Annotated in this window: 18 protein-coding genes and 2 tRNA genes; 13 read left to right on the forward strand and 7 right to left on the reverse strand. The window is 65.8% G+C overall.

What is annotated here, in order from left to right; translation table 11 throughout:
- Positions 1–41: 41 nt before the first annotated feature.
- Entirely contained in the window at positions 42–476 is a 435-nt protein-coding gene (locus tag CR918_RS12430) for a hypothetical protein (RefSeq protein WP_099784872.1), read from the forward strand.
- A gap of 37 nt (positions 477–513) precedes the next feature.
- Here CR918_RS12430 and CR918_RS21170 read toward each other — a convergent pair whose 3' ends face one another.
- Together CR918_RS21170 and CR918_RS12435 are read right to left on the reverse strand one after the other, a co-directional pair.
- The gene (locus CR918_RS21170; protein ID WP_165780408.1) at positions 514–687 is read right to left on the reverse strand and encodes a hypothetical protein; all 174 of its coding nucleotides are present in this window, start codon (positions 685–687) and stop codon (positions 514–516) included.
- A 257-nt stretch (positions 688–944) separates the two neighbouring features.
- Positions 945–1,964, reverse strand: a complete 1,020-nt coding sequence (locus tag CR918_RS12435) for an NADP-dependent oxidoreductase (RefSeq protein WP_099843130.1) — start codon at positions 1,962–1,964, stop codon at positions 945–947.
- Between the two features lie 337 nt (positions 1,965–2,301).
- Here CR918_RS12435 and CR918_RS12440 point away from each other — a divergent pair.
- The 7 genes from CR918_RS12440 (at position 2,302) to dxs (ending at position 8,822) form a co-directional block, all read left to right on the forward strand.
- Positions 2,302–2,377: transfer RNA gene (locus tag CR918_RS12440), tRNA-Phe, on the forward strand.
- A gap of 42 nt (positions 2,378–2,419) precedes the next feature.
- Positions 2,420–2,495: transfer RNA gene (locus CR918_RS12445), tRNA-Phe, on the forward strand.
- Positions 2,496–2,668: 173 nt separating this feature from the next.
- Positions 2,669–3,220 carry a lipocalin family protein gene (locus CR918_RS12450; RefSeq protein ID WP_088101752.1) on the forward strand — a complete coding sequence of 184 codons (552 nt, stop codon included), beginning with the start codon at positions 2,669–2,671 and terminating at the stop codon, positions 3,218–3,220.
- Between the two features lie 163 nt (positions 3,221–3,383).
- Positions 3,384–3,860 carry an LEA/WHy family protein gene (locus CR918_RS12455; protein ID WP_099843134.1) on the forward strand — a complete coding sequence of 159 codons (477 nt, stop codon included), beginning with the start codon at positions 3,384–3,386 and terminating at the stop codon, positions 3,858–3,860.
- A 65-nt stretch (positions 3,861–3,925) separates the two neighbouring features.
- Positions 3,926–5,716 carry an acyl-CoA dehydrogenase C-terminal domain-containing protein gene (locus tag CR918_RS12460; protein ID WP_099843136.1) on the forward strand — a complete coding sequence of 597 codons (1,791 nt, stop codon included), beginning with the start codon at positions 3,926–3,928 and terminating at the stop codon, positions 5,714–5,716.
- A gap of 427 nt (positions 5,717–6,143) precedes the next feature.
- Positions 6,144–6,809, forward strand: a complete 666-nt coding sequence (locus CR918_RS12470; RefSeq protein ID WP_025876340.1) for an HNH endonuclease — start codon at positions 6,144–6,146, stop codon at positions 6,807–6,809.
- 105 nt (positions 6,810–6,914) lie between these two features.
- The gene (gene dxs / locus CR918_RS12475; RefSeq protein ID WP_032951912.1) at positions 6,915–8,822 is read left to right on the forward strand and encodes a 1-deoxy-D-xylulose-5-phosphate synthase; all 1,908 of its coding nucleotides are present in this window, start codon (positions 6,915–6,917) and stop codon (positions 8,820–8,822) included.
- A gap of 150 nt (positions 8,823–8,972) precedes the next feature.
- Here the strand turns inward: dxs and CR918_RS12480 are convergent, their stop codons facing one another.
- From CR918_RS12480 to CR918_RS12490, 3 genes are all read right to left on the reverse strand, one after another.
- Positions 8,973–9,176, reverse strand: a complete 204-nt coding sequence (locus tag CR918_RS12480; RefSeq protein ID WP_032978640.1) for a hypothetical protein — start codon at positions 9,174–9,176, stop codon at positions 8,973–8,975.
- A 174-nt stretch (positions 9,177–9,350) separates the two neighbouring features.
- Positions 9,351–9,914: a DUF3011 domain-containing protein gene (locus tag CR918_RS12485; RefSeq protein WP_089236266.1), complete on the reverse strand. Its 564-nt coding sequence runs from the start codon at positions 9,912–9,914 to the stop codon at positions 9,351–9,353.
- A gap of 130 nt (positions 9,915–10,044) precedes the next feature.
- Positions 10,045–10,251, reverse strand: a complete 207-nt coding sequence (locus CR918_RS12490) for a hypothetical protein (protein WP_025876332.1) — start codon at positions 10,249–10,251, stop codon at positions 10,045–10,047.
- 417 nt (positions 10,252–10,668) lie between these two features.
- Between CR918_RS12490 and CR918_RS12495 the strand changes: the two genes are divergently transcribed.
- From CR918_RS12495 to CR918_RS12515, 5 genes are all read left to right on the forward strand, one after another.
- Positions 10,669–10,932 carry a hypothetical protein gene (locus CR918_RS12495; protein WP_033831612.1) on the forward strand — a complete coding sequence of 88 codons (264 nt, stop codon included), beginning with the start codon at positions 10,669–10,671 and terminating at the stop codon, positions 10,930–10,932.
- Positions 10,933–10,943: 11 nt separating this feature from the next.
- The gene (locus tag CR918_RS12500) at positions 10,944–11,177 is read left to right on the forward strand and encodes a DUF1653 domain-containing protein (protein WP_049468868.1); all 234 of its coding nucleotides are present in this window, start codon (positions 10,944–10,946) and stop codon (positions 11,175–11,177) included.
- A gap of 70 nt (positions 11,178–11,247) precedes the next feature.
- Positions 11,248–12,003 carry a transporter gene (locus tag CR918_RS12505; RefSeq protein WP_165780904.1) on the forward strand — a complete coding sequence of 252 codons (756 nt, stop codon included), beginning with the start codon at positions 11,248–11,250 and terminating at the stop codon, positions 12,001–12,003.
- Positions 12,004–12,080: 77 nt separating this feature from the next.
- Complete coding sequence (locus tag CR918_RS12510) at positions 12,081–12,653, forward strand: TetR/AcrR family transcriptional regulator (protein WP_099843142.1); 573 nt, start codon at positions 12,081–12,083, stop codon at positions 12,651–12,653.
- Positions 12,654–12,666: 13 nt separating this feature from the next.
- The gene (locus CR918_RS12515) at positions 12,667–13,005 is read left to right on the forward strand and encodes an SMR family transporter (protein ID WP_099843144.1); all 339 of its coding nucleotides are present in this window, start codon (positions 12,667–12,669) and stop codon (positions 13,003–13,005) included.
- A gap of 25 nt (positions 13,006–13,030) precedes the next feature.
- Here CR918_RS12515 and CR918_RS12520 read toward each other — a convergent pair whose 3' ends face one another.
- Positions 13,031–13,204 carry a DUF1328 domain-containing protein gene (locus tag CR918_RS12520; RefSeq protein WP_099843146.1) on the reverse strand — a complete coding sequence of 58 codons (174 nt, stop codon included), beginning with the start codon at positions 13,202–13,204 and terminating at the stop codon, positions 13,031–13,033.
- Positions 13,205–13,308: 104 nt separating this feature from the next.
- Entirely contained in the window at positions 13,309–13,950 is a 642-nt protein-coding gene (locus CR918_RS12525; protein WP_032978625.1) for a LysE family translocator, read from the reverse strand.
- Between the last annotated feature and the right edge of the window lie 37 nt (positions 13,951–13,987).

Raw genomic sequence — 13,987 nt, forward strand, 5'->3', positions numbered from 1 at the left:
GATCACGCCGTCGACCATCACTCATCACTGCGGAGAATTCCATGAAGGGAATCATTGCAACTGTTGCCGTTTCGCTTCTGCTTGCTGGATGCTCGGCCACCCGCCCCATCTCGGCGGACGCGGCCAAGCCTGTACCAGCCAATCAGATCTTCGCCTACAACCAACCTGATGCGCGCGCCGGCACCGTGGTCGTCACCCGGGACATCGGTCTGTCAGGATCAAAGTGCCCCGTCGCCTTCTATGTCGATGGCAAGGTCGCGGCTCATGTGGACAACGGTCAGACGATGACGCTGCATGTCCCCTCCGGCAGCCACATCTTCGGTTCCGGCCCGGCAGGCAGCGGAGTATGTGGCGTGGTCAGCAGGACCGCGCACCTGCGGGAAGCGAGCTTTGACATCGTTGCCGGTGGCACCCTCAAGCTTCGCTTGGGCTTTACCCGGGATGGCACCTACCAGATTACCCCAACGGCGTTCTGAGCGGTCATCGCCAACGCGGCGTCAGCTTGACAGCCGCTCAGGCCGGGTCCTGCCCGCCGTCCTTGCGCATGGGCGCGCGCGAATGTGCATCGCGCACCTTCTGGTCCTGCTGGCCGGGACGCTGCTTGGCCACTTCATCCTGCTGCCGGTCCTGCCGACTCTCCTGCACACCTTCGCGTGCGTGGGAGGGCTTCTTGTCATGTTCGCTCATGCATCGCTCCGACGGCGCCGGCAACAGGCCAGCGTGACGCAGACACGCTAGCGGCGACTGCGTGATGTGACGGTCAGCTGCCTGCGAACAGCGCGTGCAGCCATCACACCCCGGCAATTACCGCCACCCGCTCAACATCTACCAGATCCAGATACGCGCCGCCAATCAGCTGCGTTTCGCCCAGTAGGCCAACGAACGGCGTGCGTTAGAAGAAGGGAGGCACCGGAATGTTCCGGTGCCTTCAATGAAGCGATCGCTCAATCCAGCTTCACCACCAGCTTGCCGAAGTTGCGCCCCTGCAGCAGGCCGAAGAAGGCTTCGGGTGCATTCTCCAGACCCTGCACGACGTCTTCGCGGTACTTGATGCGCCCATCGCGCAGCCACTGCGGCATGTCGCGCTCGAATTCCGGCCACAGATGCTTGAAGTCATGCACGATGAAGCCACGCACGGTCAGGCGCTGGCGCAGGATCTGGCTGAACAGCGCTGGCAGCCGGTCCGGTCCAGGCTGCGCGACGCCGCGGGCGTTGTAGGTGGCGATGGTGCCGCACACCGGAATGCGCGCGAAATCATTGAGCAGCGGCAGCACGGCATCGAGCACATGCCCACCCACGTTCTCGAAGTACACGTCGATGCCATCCGGCACGGCAGCGCTCAGCTGTTCGGCAAAACCAGAGGCGCGATGGTCCAGCGCCACGTCCACGCCCAGTGTTTCCAGATAGGCACGCTTGGCCTCACCGCCGGCGATAGCAACCACCCGCGCGCCCTGCAGCTTTGCCAACTGGGCCACGGTGGCGCCGACCGGTCCACTGGCAGCGGCCACCACCAGGGTCTCGCCGGGTTGCAGCTTGCCGATTTCGATCAGGCTGGAGTACGCGGTGAACCCCGGCATGCCGTACACGCCCAACGCTGTGCTCAGCGGCAGCCCGGCCGGATCCAGGTGCCGGCTGATCGCATCACCCGCCACCACGGCATGCGTCTGCCAGCCACCGGGGGCCAGCACCAGCTCGCCCACCGCCAGGCCGGGCGCCTGCGACTGCAGCACCTCGGCCACGGTCTGGCCCTCCATCACCGCATCCACTGCCACCGGCGGTGCGTACGACGGGCCATCGTCCATGCGTCCGCGCATGTACGGATCCAACGACAGGTAGCGGTTGCGCAGCAGCACCTGGCCCGGGGCCAATGCCGGCAGCGGCACCTGTTCGAGGAGGAAATTGGCGGCGACCGGCGCACCTTGGGGGCGCGAGGCAAGCACGATGCGGGTGGTTGAATCGGACATGTCCAATGGCTCTGCTGCGGGCAGCGTCGGGAGAGGAACCGCGACAGTACGCCGCGCCCTGCCCTCGTGGGTGCCATGAAAACAGCGTTCCATCGGTGCCTTCCCCACTCCGCCGCTGCATCGCTTGCCCCGTCGCCTTTGGCGCCAGCGACGGGCCGCTGTTTTCCGCGTCCGGCATTCCCGGTCAGGCCGGCTCAACGCAGGATCAACCACTTGCAGGTACTTCCGCTGGCCGCAGACACCAATGTGAAGGTTTTTTTCCAAAACGCTTGCCGAACCTGTCCTACGTCCGTAATATGCGCGTCCTCGGCAGCGACATCGCTGCAACGAAACAAGTGGCCGAGTAGCTCAGTTGGTAGAGCAGGGGATTGAAAATCCCCGTGTCGGCGGTTCGATTCCGTCCTCGGCCACCACTTTCGAAGACCTGCAGAAATGCGGGTCTTTTTTTTCTACATGGCCGAGTAGCTCAGTTGGTAGAGCAGGGGATTGAAAATCCCCGTGTCGGCGGTTCGATTCCGTCCTCGGCCACCATGTTCAAAGACCTGCAGAAATGCAGGTCTTTTTTTGTCCGTGACGTTCCGTCCACGCACGACATGGATCGCGCCGCACCGATCCTGCACGGATGCGGCACGAGGGTTGACGAAACATTCACACCTCCGCGTGCTTCGCAACCTACGCTCCAGACTCCTGCCCGGAGCCGACCAATGCGCTTGCACCCTGCCCTGCTCGCCTGCCTGCTGCTTTTCGCCGCACCGGCACTCGCTGCCGAGCCCGTGCGCGCGGTCAGCGAACTGGACATCGATCGCTATGCCGGCCAGTGGCACGAGATCGCACATCTGCCGGTGTCGTTCCAGAAGCAGTGCGTGGGCGAGATCACTGCCAACTACGGGCTGCGCCGCGATGGCCGGATCAGCGTCACCAACGCCTGCCGCAAGGCCGATGGCGAGCGGATTGTCGCCGAGGGTGTGGCGCGGCCCGTTGCGGGGCAGCCCGGCCAGCTGCAGGTACGCTTCGTTCCCGACTGGCTGAGCTGGGTGCCTCTGGTCTGGGCCGACTACTGGGTGATCGCGCTGGACCCGGACTACCAGTGGGCAATGGTCGGTGAGCCCGGCCGCAGGTATCTGTGGATCCTCGCGCGCCTGCCGGAGATGGACCGCGCCCTGTTCGACCAGCTCAAGGCGAAGGCGCAAGCGATGGGCTACGACCTGGCGCCGCTGCGTCTGATGGCGCCCGTGCGCGACGCGCCCGCCGACTGAGCCGCCGCCCAACCGGCGCACGCAACGTCCGCAATCCAGCATCGCGCACGCCTCCCGTGCATCTTCACACGCTACCCTCTGTGGCCGGTCGCCGCGGGCGACCCTTTCCACCATACGCCGTAGTATGCTTATCCCACGCACCGCCTTCAGAGGACCTGCGCCCATGTTCCACCGCTTCCGTACCGTCTTGATCGTCCTGTGCACCCTGGCCCTGGTCGCTTGCGGCGATGGCATCGTCAAGCGTGTTTCGGAACCGGCCGCGAGCCTGCAGCAGCTGACCGTGCAGGCCAATGGTGACTGGACTGTCGCTCTGCGCCTGCAGAACTACAGTTCGATGCCGATGAGTTTCGACGACGTCGCACTGACCCTGACCATCGGCGACACCGAGGCCGGCCCGCTGTCGGCCAAGCCGGGTATCTCCATCGGCGGCGTCTCTGCCGATGTCATCAACGTCAACTTCAAGCCCAGCCCGGCCGCGCGCCTGGTGATCGCCGACGCACTGGCCAGCAACCGCACCCTCGCCTACAGCCTGAAGGGCACGGTGTCGGCCACGCCGCAGGAAAAGAAGCAGCGCACCTTCGATATCAACAGCCGCAGCACGCTCAACCAGGCCCCGGGCCTGCCCGGCGTGCTGCGCTGATCTCCGCTTTCCGCCGCGACGCATCGCGCCGCTCCCCCTGTTACTGATCAAATCGAGACGCACCGATGAGCAGCTACACCGCCCCGCTTTCCGACCTTCGTTTCGGCCTGCACGATGTGCTGAAGGTCGAGCCGCTGTTCGCCCGTCTTGGCTTCACCGACGCCACCGCCGATGTCGTCGATGCCGTGCTGGAAGAAGCCGGCCGCTTCAGCGCCAGCGTGCTGGCCCCGCTCAACAGCGTGGGCGACGAGATCGGCTGCGTGCTCGACCAGGCCAGCGGCGAAGTGACCACGCCACCCGGCTTCAAGCAGGCCTACGACCAGTTCGTCGACGGCGGCTGGACCGGCCTGACCGCATCGCCGGAACTGGGCGGCCAGGGCCTGCCGCACACGCTGGGCGTGCCGCTCAATGAAATGATCAACGCCGCCAACCTGGCCTGGGGCAACTTCCCGCTGCTGTCGCACGGCGCCATCGAAGCACTGAAGCAGCATGGCGAAGCCTGGCAGCACGAGGCCTTCCTGAAGCCGCTGATCGAGGGCCGCTGGACCGGCACCATGTGCCTGACCGAGCCGCATTGCGGCACCGACCTGGGCCTGCTCAAGACCAAGGCCGAGCCGAACGCCGATGGCAGCTATTCGATCACCGGCACCAAGATCTTCATCACCGCCGGCGAGCACGACCTGACCGGCAACATCGTGCACCTGGTGCTGGCCAAGCTGCCCGATGCTCCCCCGGGCGCCAAGGGCATCTCGCTGTTCGTCACCCCGAAGTTCAAGGTCGACCGCGACGGCAACGTCGGTGAGCGCAACGCGCTGCGCTGCGGCTCGATCGAGCACAAGATGGGCATCAAGGGCTCGGTCACCTGCGTGATGAATTTCGATGGCGCCCAGGGCTACCTGGTCGGCCAGCCGCACAAGGGCCTGCAGGCGATGTTCACCATGATGAACACTGCTCGCCTGGGTGTCGGCCTGCAGGGCATCGGCCTGTCCGAGCGCGCCTACCAGAACGCGCTGAAGTACAGCCGTGAGCGCCTGCAGTCGCGTTCGCTCAGCGGCGCCAAGTTCCCGGACAAGCCGGCCGACCCGATCCTGGTGCATCCGGACGTGCGCCGCATGTTGCTGACCATCAAGTCGCTGGTGGAAGGCAGCCGCCTGCTGGCCCTGCATGCGGCCACCCTGATCGACGTCGCCCACCATGCGGAAGATGCCGGTGAACGCGAGCGCTCTGACACCCTGGTGAGCTTCCTGACCCCGATCTCCAAGGCCTGCCAGACCGAATGGGGCATCGAGAACACCTACAACGCCCTGCAGTGCTTCGGCGGCCACGGCTACATCCGCGAGCACGGCATGGAACAGCTGGCCCGCGATGCCCGCATCACCACCTTGTATGAAGGCACCACCGGCATCCAGGCGCTGGACCTGATCGGCCGCAAGACCGCGTCCAGCCAGGGCGCTGGCCTGAAGCTGATGCTGGCCGAGATCGAGGCGTTCGCCAAGGCGAATGAAGGCAACGAGAGCCTGGCCGAGTTCATCGGCCCGCTGCGCGCCAAGGCCGCCGAATGGGGCAAGCTGACGATGGACGTGCTGCAGCGTTCGGCCGCCAATCCGGACGAACTGGGCGCAGCGAGCTACGACTACCTGTTCTATTCGGGTTATGTGGTGCTGGCCTACTGGTGGGCCCGCAGCGTTGCCGCCGCCGATGCCAGCGCACACGGTGCGGCGTTTGCCCAAGGCAAGCGCGAGACCGCGCGCTTCTACTTCGCCCGCGTGCTGCCGCGCACCCTCAGCCACGCCGCCGCCATCCAGGCGGGCGCCGCACCGCTGATGGCAATGGACGACGAACGCTTCGGCGCCTGAGCCGGGCCGCAGCCGGCACCCGGCACCCGGCACCCGGCACCCGGCACCCACGGTAGTGCCGGCCGCTGGCCGGCAACCGCAACAGCTGGAGCAACAGCAACAGCTGGTTTCCTGCGGGATGGCGGGGTGGGTCCAATTGCGGGGGACGCTGCAAGTACGTCCATGTAAGCTCGGTCGCCGCATCCATGCGGCTCACGCCCCCGCAACCGGCCCCACCCCGCCTTCGACAATTTCCCGGTAGATCCACACCAAGCGTGGATGGAAACCACCCGTAATGCCTCTGGAGAAAAGCCCCCTTTTGTTAAAGGGGGCGCGCCGACAGGCGCGGGGAATAGGAAGAATGCGCGGACCTGAATCATTGCGATTTGGGTATCGCCCTCCGGGCGATACCCAAATCGCAATGATTCAGGTATAAGCTGTTTTCCCGATGGAGACAGACACTACACGCTTGGGTCTGATCGAAGCCGGAGCTCCGTTTTCTGCTCCGGGCGCCGAAGCATCGCCCAACGCCACGACGCTGCATCGCCCCGGCACGGTCCGGTTGCTCTCACTGGATGGTCATGGCCGGGTCCTGGATTGGATCACCTGGCAGGACGCCGCCTGCCTCTACGCCCGCGATGCCGTCGCCTGGACCCTCGGCGATCCCTGCCTGCACATCCACGGTGGGACCAATCGTCGCAGTGGCATGCAGAGCGGAATGGACCTGCACCCGATCATCGCCGCGCGCGGCCATGCCCGCTCGCGTGCATTGGACCCGACACCGAACCTGACCAACCCGGCCCTGTTCGCCCGCGATGCCCATCTCTGTCTTTACTGTGGACAGCAGTTCGGACGCCCGACTCTGACCCGCGACCACGTCATGCCCTTGTCCAAAGGCGGCCTGGATACCTGGGAAAACGTAGTCACCGCCTGCTTCCACTGCAATTCGCGCAAGAGCGACCGCACCCCGCAACAGGCCGGCATGCCGCTGCTGGCGGTGCCGTACCGGCCGAGCTGGATCGAGCACCTGATCCTGTCCAACCGCAACATCCTGGCCGACCAGATGGCGTTCCTGAGGGCCCAGCTGCCCAAGCGTTCCAAGCTCTGCACCTGAACATCGGGGAATGCAACCCTCACCGTCCTGTCACGGGCGGCGGCGTTTGCTTGCCCCACCCCCGTTTGAGGGCGAAAATGGGCGTTCAGAACAAGTGCGAACATGATGATCGACTCTGCCCGCTATCCCCGCCTCGCGCGCATCCAGACACCGGATGACCTGCGCACGTTCGACGAATCCGAACTGACGGCGGTCGCCGATGAACTGCGTGCCTACCTGATCGAATCGGTCGGCAAAAGCGGTGGCCATTTCGCCGCCGGCCTGGGCGTGATCGAGCTCACCGTGGCCCTGCACTACCTGTACCAGACCCCGGTCGACCAGCTGGTCTGGGACGTCGGCCACCAGACCTATCCGCACAAGATCCTCACCGGTCGCCGCGACGAGATCCATACCGTCAAGCAGAAGGATGGCGTCGCGCCGTTCCCCAAGCGCGAGGAAAGCGAGTACGACACCTTCGGTGTCGGCCACTCCTCGACCTCGATCTCGGCGGCACTGGGCATGGCCATCGCGCGCCAGACCGAAGGTGATGATCGCAAGGTCGTGGCCGTGATCGGCGACGGTGCGATGACCGCCGGCATGGCGTTCGAAGCGCTGATGCACGCCGGCGGCATGGAACCGGAACCGAACCTGCTGGTGATCCTCAACGACAACAACATGTCGATCTCCGAGGCAGTGGGCGGGCTGACCAAGATGCTCGGCCGCGCCACCGGCAGCCGCACGCTCAATGCGCTGCGCGAAGGCGGCAAGAAGATCCTTGGCGACAAGAAGAACAATCCCGCGCGTTTCGTGAAGCGCTGGGAAGAACACTGGAAGGGCATGTTCGTGCCGTCCACGATGTTCGAGGAAATGGGCTTCCATTACACCGGCCCGATCGATGGCCATGACCTGCCGGCGCTGCTGTCCGCGCTGAAGACGCTGCGTGCCTCCAAGGGCCCGAAGCTGCTGCATGTGATGACCACCAAGGGCAAGGGTTACGAGCCGGCTGAAGGCGACCAGATCGGTTACCACGCGGTGGGCCCGTTCGATCCGGACAAGGGCCTGGTGGCCAAGACCGGCGCGAAGAAGCCCACCTATACCGATGTGTTTGGCGACTGGTTGTGTGACGCCGCCGCGGCCGAGCCGCGTCTGTATGGCATCACTCCGGCAATGCGCGAAGGCTCGGGCCTGGTGCGCTTCAGCAGGGAATATCCGCAGCGCTACTTCGACGTAGCCATCGCAGAGCAGCACGCGGTGACCCTGGCCGCAGGCATGGCCACCCAGGGCGGCAAGCCGGTGGTGGCGATCTATTCCACCTTCCTGCAGCGCGCGTACGACCAGTTGGTGCATGACGTGGCCATCCAGGACCTGGATGTGCTGTTCGCGATCGATCGCGCCGGCGTCGTCGGCCCGGATGGTGCAACCCACGCCGGCAACCTCGACCTCAGCTTCCTGCGCTGCGTGCCGAACATGGTGGTGATGGCACCCTCCAACGAGGCCGAGTGCCGGCAGATGCTCAGCACCGGCCTGCAGCACCCCGGCCCGGCTGCGGTGCGCTACCCGCGCGGCAGCGGTACCGGCGTGGATGCCGGCAGCGATCTGTCGACCCTGCCGATCGGCAAGGGCGAGCTGCGCCTGCAAGGCAACCGCGTCGCCCTGCTCGCGTTCGGCAGCACCGTCGCCGCCGCCGAACAGGTGGGTCGCGAACTGGGTTTGAGCGTGGTCAACATGCGTTTCATCAAGCCACTCGATCGCGAGCTGGTGCTGGCCATGGCCAACCAGCACGACGCCCTGGTGACGATCGAAGACAACGTGGTGGCGGGCGGCGCAGGTTCGGCCGTGGCCGAACTGCTCAATGCCGAGGACGTGCTGCGTCCGATCCTGCACCTGGGCCTGCCCGATGCCTTCCAGCATCACGCCAGCCGCGAGGACCTGCTGGCCGAGGCCGGCATCGATGCGGCCGGCATCCGTGCGGCCCTGCTCAAGCGCTGGCCGCAGCTGGCCGCCGGCAACCCGCCGTTGAGCGCGGCGGGCTGAGAGCGTTGCAGGGGTCTGGTGGGGCCAGGCCATGCGTGGCTCCCCAGGTTCCTCATCCACGCATGGCGTGGATCTACCAGATTGCTGGTGGCGCAAAAGCAGATCCACGCCATGCGTGGATGGCGCGGACCGTGCGGACACGCGGCGTGCTCAGCCGTAGCTGATCGCCTCGACAAACGCACCGCTGGACTCCACCCGCACCGAGGCGCGCTGGCCGGTATCGGTGAAATGCAGGCGGGCCAGGGTTTCGGCGAAATCGAAGGCACGGACGCCATCGCGGAACTCGATCGGCTCCGGCTTGTCCGGGTGCAGCACGCGCCATTGGCGCTGCTCACATTGCAGTCGGATCAACATGCGTTGCTCACTCCTTGAACAGCGTATCGACGACGAGAGAATGACCGCACCAGGCGCGACAGGAATGGCCAGTGCGAACCGGGACGCGCAAGGCGTCCCGGGAGTCGACAATACGAGGAAAGAAGTGTGATCGCTATCAGATTTTTCTGATCTTGAGCCGATTGCGACAGCCGCTCAATTCACCTGGAACTGGGCCCTGCAGCCATTGCTGACCCAGATGCCACGGCGGTCCCAGCCCCAGGACTGGCCTTCGATGCAGGCACTGCGCGATTCCTGTCGTACCAGACGCACGCCGCGACGAACCTGCGCATCGCAGTACTGCTGGCGCCGGTCATTGGAATGGCAGGCAATCACCTGGCCACCACCACCCCACTGGCTTCCGCCCCAGCCGTTGCCACCACCGCCACCCCAACCACCGCCGCCACCGCCCGGCCGCCGGTATTCACCGACGAATTCGGCACGGCAGCCCTGGGTAACCCAGACACCGTAACGGGACTGGCCCCAGGTCTCACCTTCCACACAGGGGGAGCCGGATAACTGGCGGATCATGCGCGCACGCCCTTCCAGCCGGCACTCGTTGCTGCGGTTCTTGATCGATTCGCAGCGCACGATGCCATTGCCACCACGATCATCGTAGCGATCGTCGTAGCCATAGTTCTGCGCCTGCACGCCGCCAGCAGCAGCCATCATCGGCAACAGGGTGCACGCCACGGTGCGCCAAGTGAGTCCCTTGCCCATCCCTTGTCTCCAGGTGAATACGGTGGAGGCAAGCATCAGGGATTCCCGGCGTGCCGCACAGAGGGAGCCGCGACGGCGGTTTTTCCCCCATTCAACCAACCCAACCGCAACTGACTGCGGCTGCGGTGGCTCAGCGGCCGAAGTGCAGCGCGTCGACCGCGGTGCCCAGCGCTTCCACGCGTACGGTGCTGTGCTGGCCGGTACGGCAGTGATGCTCGCTGGCCCGCGAGGCAGCGGCATCGAAGGCGGCCGCACCGGTGCTGAACACTTCGGTCGCGCGTGTCTGCGGATCCAGGACGGACCAGCGCTGGGCGGTGCATTGGACAGTGATGACCATGGTGGGCTCCTGCGTTTCTGGGAAATCGGGGGACCGGCGCAAGGCCGATCTCCGATGCCCGACCAGCCTAGCCAGCGCCCCGGAGAAGACCTATCGGATTTATCCGAAAACTCCCCACCATCGCCTCAGAACGCGCCCCCCATCACATCCCTGAGGCCATTTAGGAAACTCGTTCCGTGACCCTTGTCACGAAGTCAGCCGCGCTTCACACTATCGTCATCAACAGGGGCCCCTTCCACATGCGCACCTCGCTTCCACTGCAGCGTTCGACGCTGCTGAAGTTCTATTTCGCCGCCAGCTACGTGGTATTGATCGAGGAACTGGTCCGCGCATCGCTGAGTTGAGGATCGGCCAGCGATGCTTGCCGCGGCTGCCGGGACCGAACAGACTGTCGGTTTACGGCACGGAGCCGCGCCCATGAAAGTCCTGATGCTGATCCCGCTGCTGGCTCTGGCCGCGTGTGCCAGCCCGGAAAAACCAGTCACCCATGACGCCGCCACACCCGTGGTCGGTGGCGATCGCGATGCGCACGGTTGCATCGGTTCGGCCGGCTATCAGTGGTGCGAACGCAGCCAGCGCTGCGAGCGCCCGTGGGAACTGGCACAGGCGCAGGGCCTGGCCAACACCGCCGAAGCCATCGATGCCTACTGCGCCACTCCGGCGTCGCCGGCACGCAGGTAACGGGCCCACCAATGACCGACCTGACCCCGCTGCCCGCGCTGGCACCTGGCCGCTACCGCCACTTCAAGGGTGGCGAGTACGAAGTGATCGACATCGTCCGCAGCAGTGAGACGCTGCAGCCGATGGTTCTCTACCGCGCTCTGTATGGCGAGGGCGGCCTGTGGGTGCGGCCCTATACGATGTTCATTGAGCAGGTGCCCGGCGAGCACGGCCCGCAGGCGCGTTTCGCCCGCATCAGCGACTGAGCGGTGCGGCTCACGCCGCGCGCACGGTATCGCCGGGCATGCTGAAGACCCCCTGCGAGACGGAACCCGCATGCGCCACACCCTGTTGATCGCCCTGTCGCTGGCCAGCACCCCGGTGCTGGGCGCGGAACCTCCCAGCTTCGATCGTCCCGGCATCGGCTTCGGCACCGACACGGTGCCGCGTGGCGGCCTTGCCGTCGAACTGGGCCTGCCCAGCTATCAACGCGAGCGTGATCGCGACGGCCTGCGCACGACGACGCTGTCCAGCGACCTGCTGCTGCGCACGGGCCTGGCGCCGGGCTGGGAACTGCAGTTGGCGTCCTCGCCATGGCAGCGTCAGCGAGAACGTGGCCCCGACATGCCGCGCACGCAGCAGCGCGGCGCCGGCGACAGCACCGTCGGACTGAAATGGGCAGGTCCCGGCAGTACCGAGCGCACGGCGTGGGCGCTGCTGGCCAGCGGGGTGATCGCGCGTGGCGATGCAGCCTTCAGCGACGGCCGCCAGTACGCGCTGGCCGCCAGCGTCGAGCACAGCTTCAACGACCGCTGGAGCGGCGCGCTGTATGGCAGTCATCAGCGTGGCGCCGGCCAGCGCAGCACCACCTGGTCGCCCAGCCTCTCGTTGAGCGTGACCGAGCGGCTTGGCACCTATCTCGAAGCCGGTTTCACCCACGCCAACCAGCAACCTGACCAGGCCATCGCCGGCGCAGGGCTGACCTGGATGCTGCGGCCGAACGTGCAGCTGGACGCCTCGTTCGACCTGGGCCTCAATCGTAACAGCCCCGACCTGCAGCTCGGCACCGGCATCGCGTTCTATCTGCAGTGAGCTCAAGACCTGCTCGTGCGCCCCGGGCGCATCGCCCTCGCGCTACAATCATACCGTCCAGTCGGTTTCGTCCCCCCATGACAGAATCCCCTCCTCGCTCCCGCCGCAAGGCGCCCGACAGCGTGCGCCAGGCACTGCTGCACGCAACCGCCCATACCCTCGGCCAGAATGGGCTGGCGGCCCTCACCGTGCAGGACGTCGCCGACGCCGCCGGTGTCAGCAAGGGCGCGCTGTTCCATCACTTCAGCAGCAAGCAGGACCTGGTCGAGGCGACGCTGACCTCGCTCATCGCCGACTTCGAGGACAGAGTGCGTGCGGTGCTGCGACAGTCCCCGAGCCGACATGGCGGCTTCAGCCGTGCCTATGTGCAGGTGAATTTCGAACATCTGCTGCAGCAGGAGCAGATCAACGACATCGGGCTCACCATGGGCAACATGCTGGAGCCGGCACTTCTGGTGTACTGGCGCACGTGGCTGCGCGGCATGCTCGCCGAGTTCCCGGATGAAGCCAGCGATCCGCGCCTGTACGCCGCGCGTTGCGTTGCCGATGGTTACTGGGCCACCGTCTATGGGCGGCCGCTGGACGAAGACGAGCGGCAGAGCGCCCAGGCGATGGCCCTGGAGGCACTGAAGCTGTGCGAACCGGCATGAGCAGGAGGATTCGATGAACCCATATGTCTACCTGGCCGGTGCGATCGTGCTGGAGGTGATCGCCACGTCCCTGCTCAAGGCATCCGAAGGCATGACCCGGCTCGGTCCCAGGCTGGGCGCGCTTGCCGGTTACGGTGTGTGCTTCTACCTGCTGTCGCTGTCGCTGACGATGAAGTCGATCCCCACCGGCATCGCCTATGCGATCTGGTCCGGCGTCGGCATCGTGCTGATTTCGCTGATCGGGCTGCTGGTGTTCAAGCAGCGCCTGGACGCTCCGGCGCTGATCGGTATCGGCCTGATCTGTGCCGGCGTGCTGGTCATCAACCTGTTCTCGCACAGCAGCGCGCATTGAACGCGCTGCTGCACGAACACCCGGGCTAGGCGACCTTCTTGGCGACGGTCATGCCAAGCACGAAAAGTACGACGGCAATGATGATGCCGGCCCAGAACAGGAACTTGGCGATGCCCACGGCAGCGCCGGCGACGCCGCCGAAACCCAGCGCACCGGCGATCAGGCCGATGATGGCGAAAATGATGGCCCACTTGATCATGTCGATCCTCTCCCTGGCGGGAATGCTGAAGGTGGGATCAGGTTAGGTACGCCGCGATGCCACACGCGTGAACAGGTCGCAGGCGCGGCGTGAAACGAACCCGCTCAGCGCGGCCGGAAGCGCAGCAGCGCCACTGCGAAAGCGAGGAACACGCTGCCGACCAGGCGTTCGAACCAGCGTTGCGCAAATGGCTTTGCCAGCCAACGGCGCAGCCCATGTCCGCCTGCGGCATACATCACGTACCAGAACAGTTCGCAGGTGGCGAAGGTCGCCACCAGCACCGTGTACTGCACGGCCTGGCCACGCGCGGGGTCGACGAACTGCGGCAGGAACGCGGCGGCGAACAGCAGCAGCTTGGGATTGCTCAACCCCACCAGCAGGCCACCACGGAACACTGCCCAGGCACCGTGCACCGGCGCCAGCGCTGCTGCATCGACGTCTGTCGCCACCGGCGCCTGCCGGTAGCTGTCCCGCCACGCCTTGATGCCCAGCCAGGCCAGGTAGGCCACACCCAGGTAACGCAGCACATCGAACAGCATCGGCGATGATCGCAGCACCGCGCTCAGGCCGGCCGCGGACGCCGCAAGCACCAGCAGCATCGCCAGCAGGCAACCGGCCATGGCCGGCACGCTGCGACGGAAGCCCAGGCCGACGCTGCGCCCCAGGATGTGCAGCATGTTCGGGCCCGGCGTGCCACACAGCACGAAGACTGTCGCCAGGAACCACCACCAGGTATGCAGGGCCATCACTTCATCCACCGTAATAATCCCTGCAAGGATAGTG

It is taken from the genome of Stenotrophomonas indicatrix, assembly GCF_002750975.1.
Classification (GTDB): domain Bacteria; phylum Pseudomonadota; class Gammaproteobacteria; order Xanthomonadales; family Xanthomonadaceae; genus Stenotrophomonas; species Stenotrophomonas indicatrix.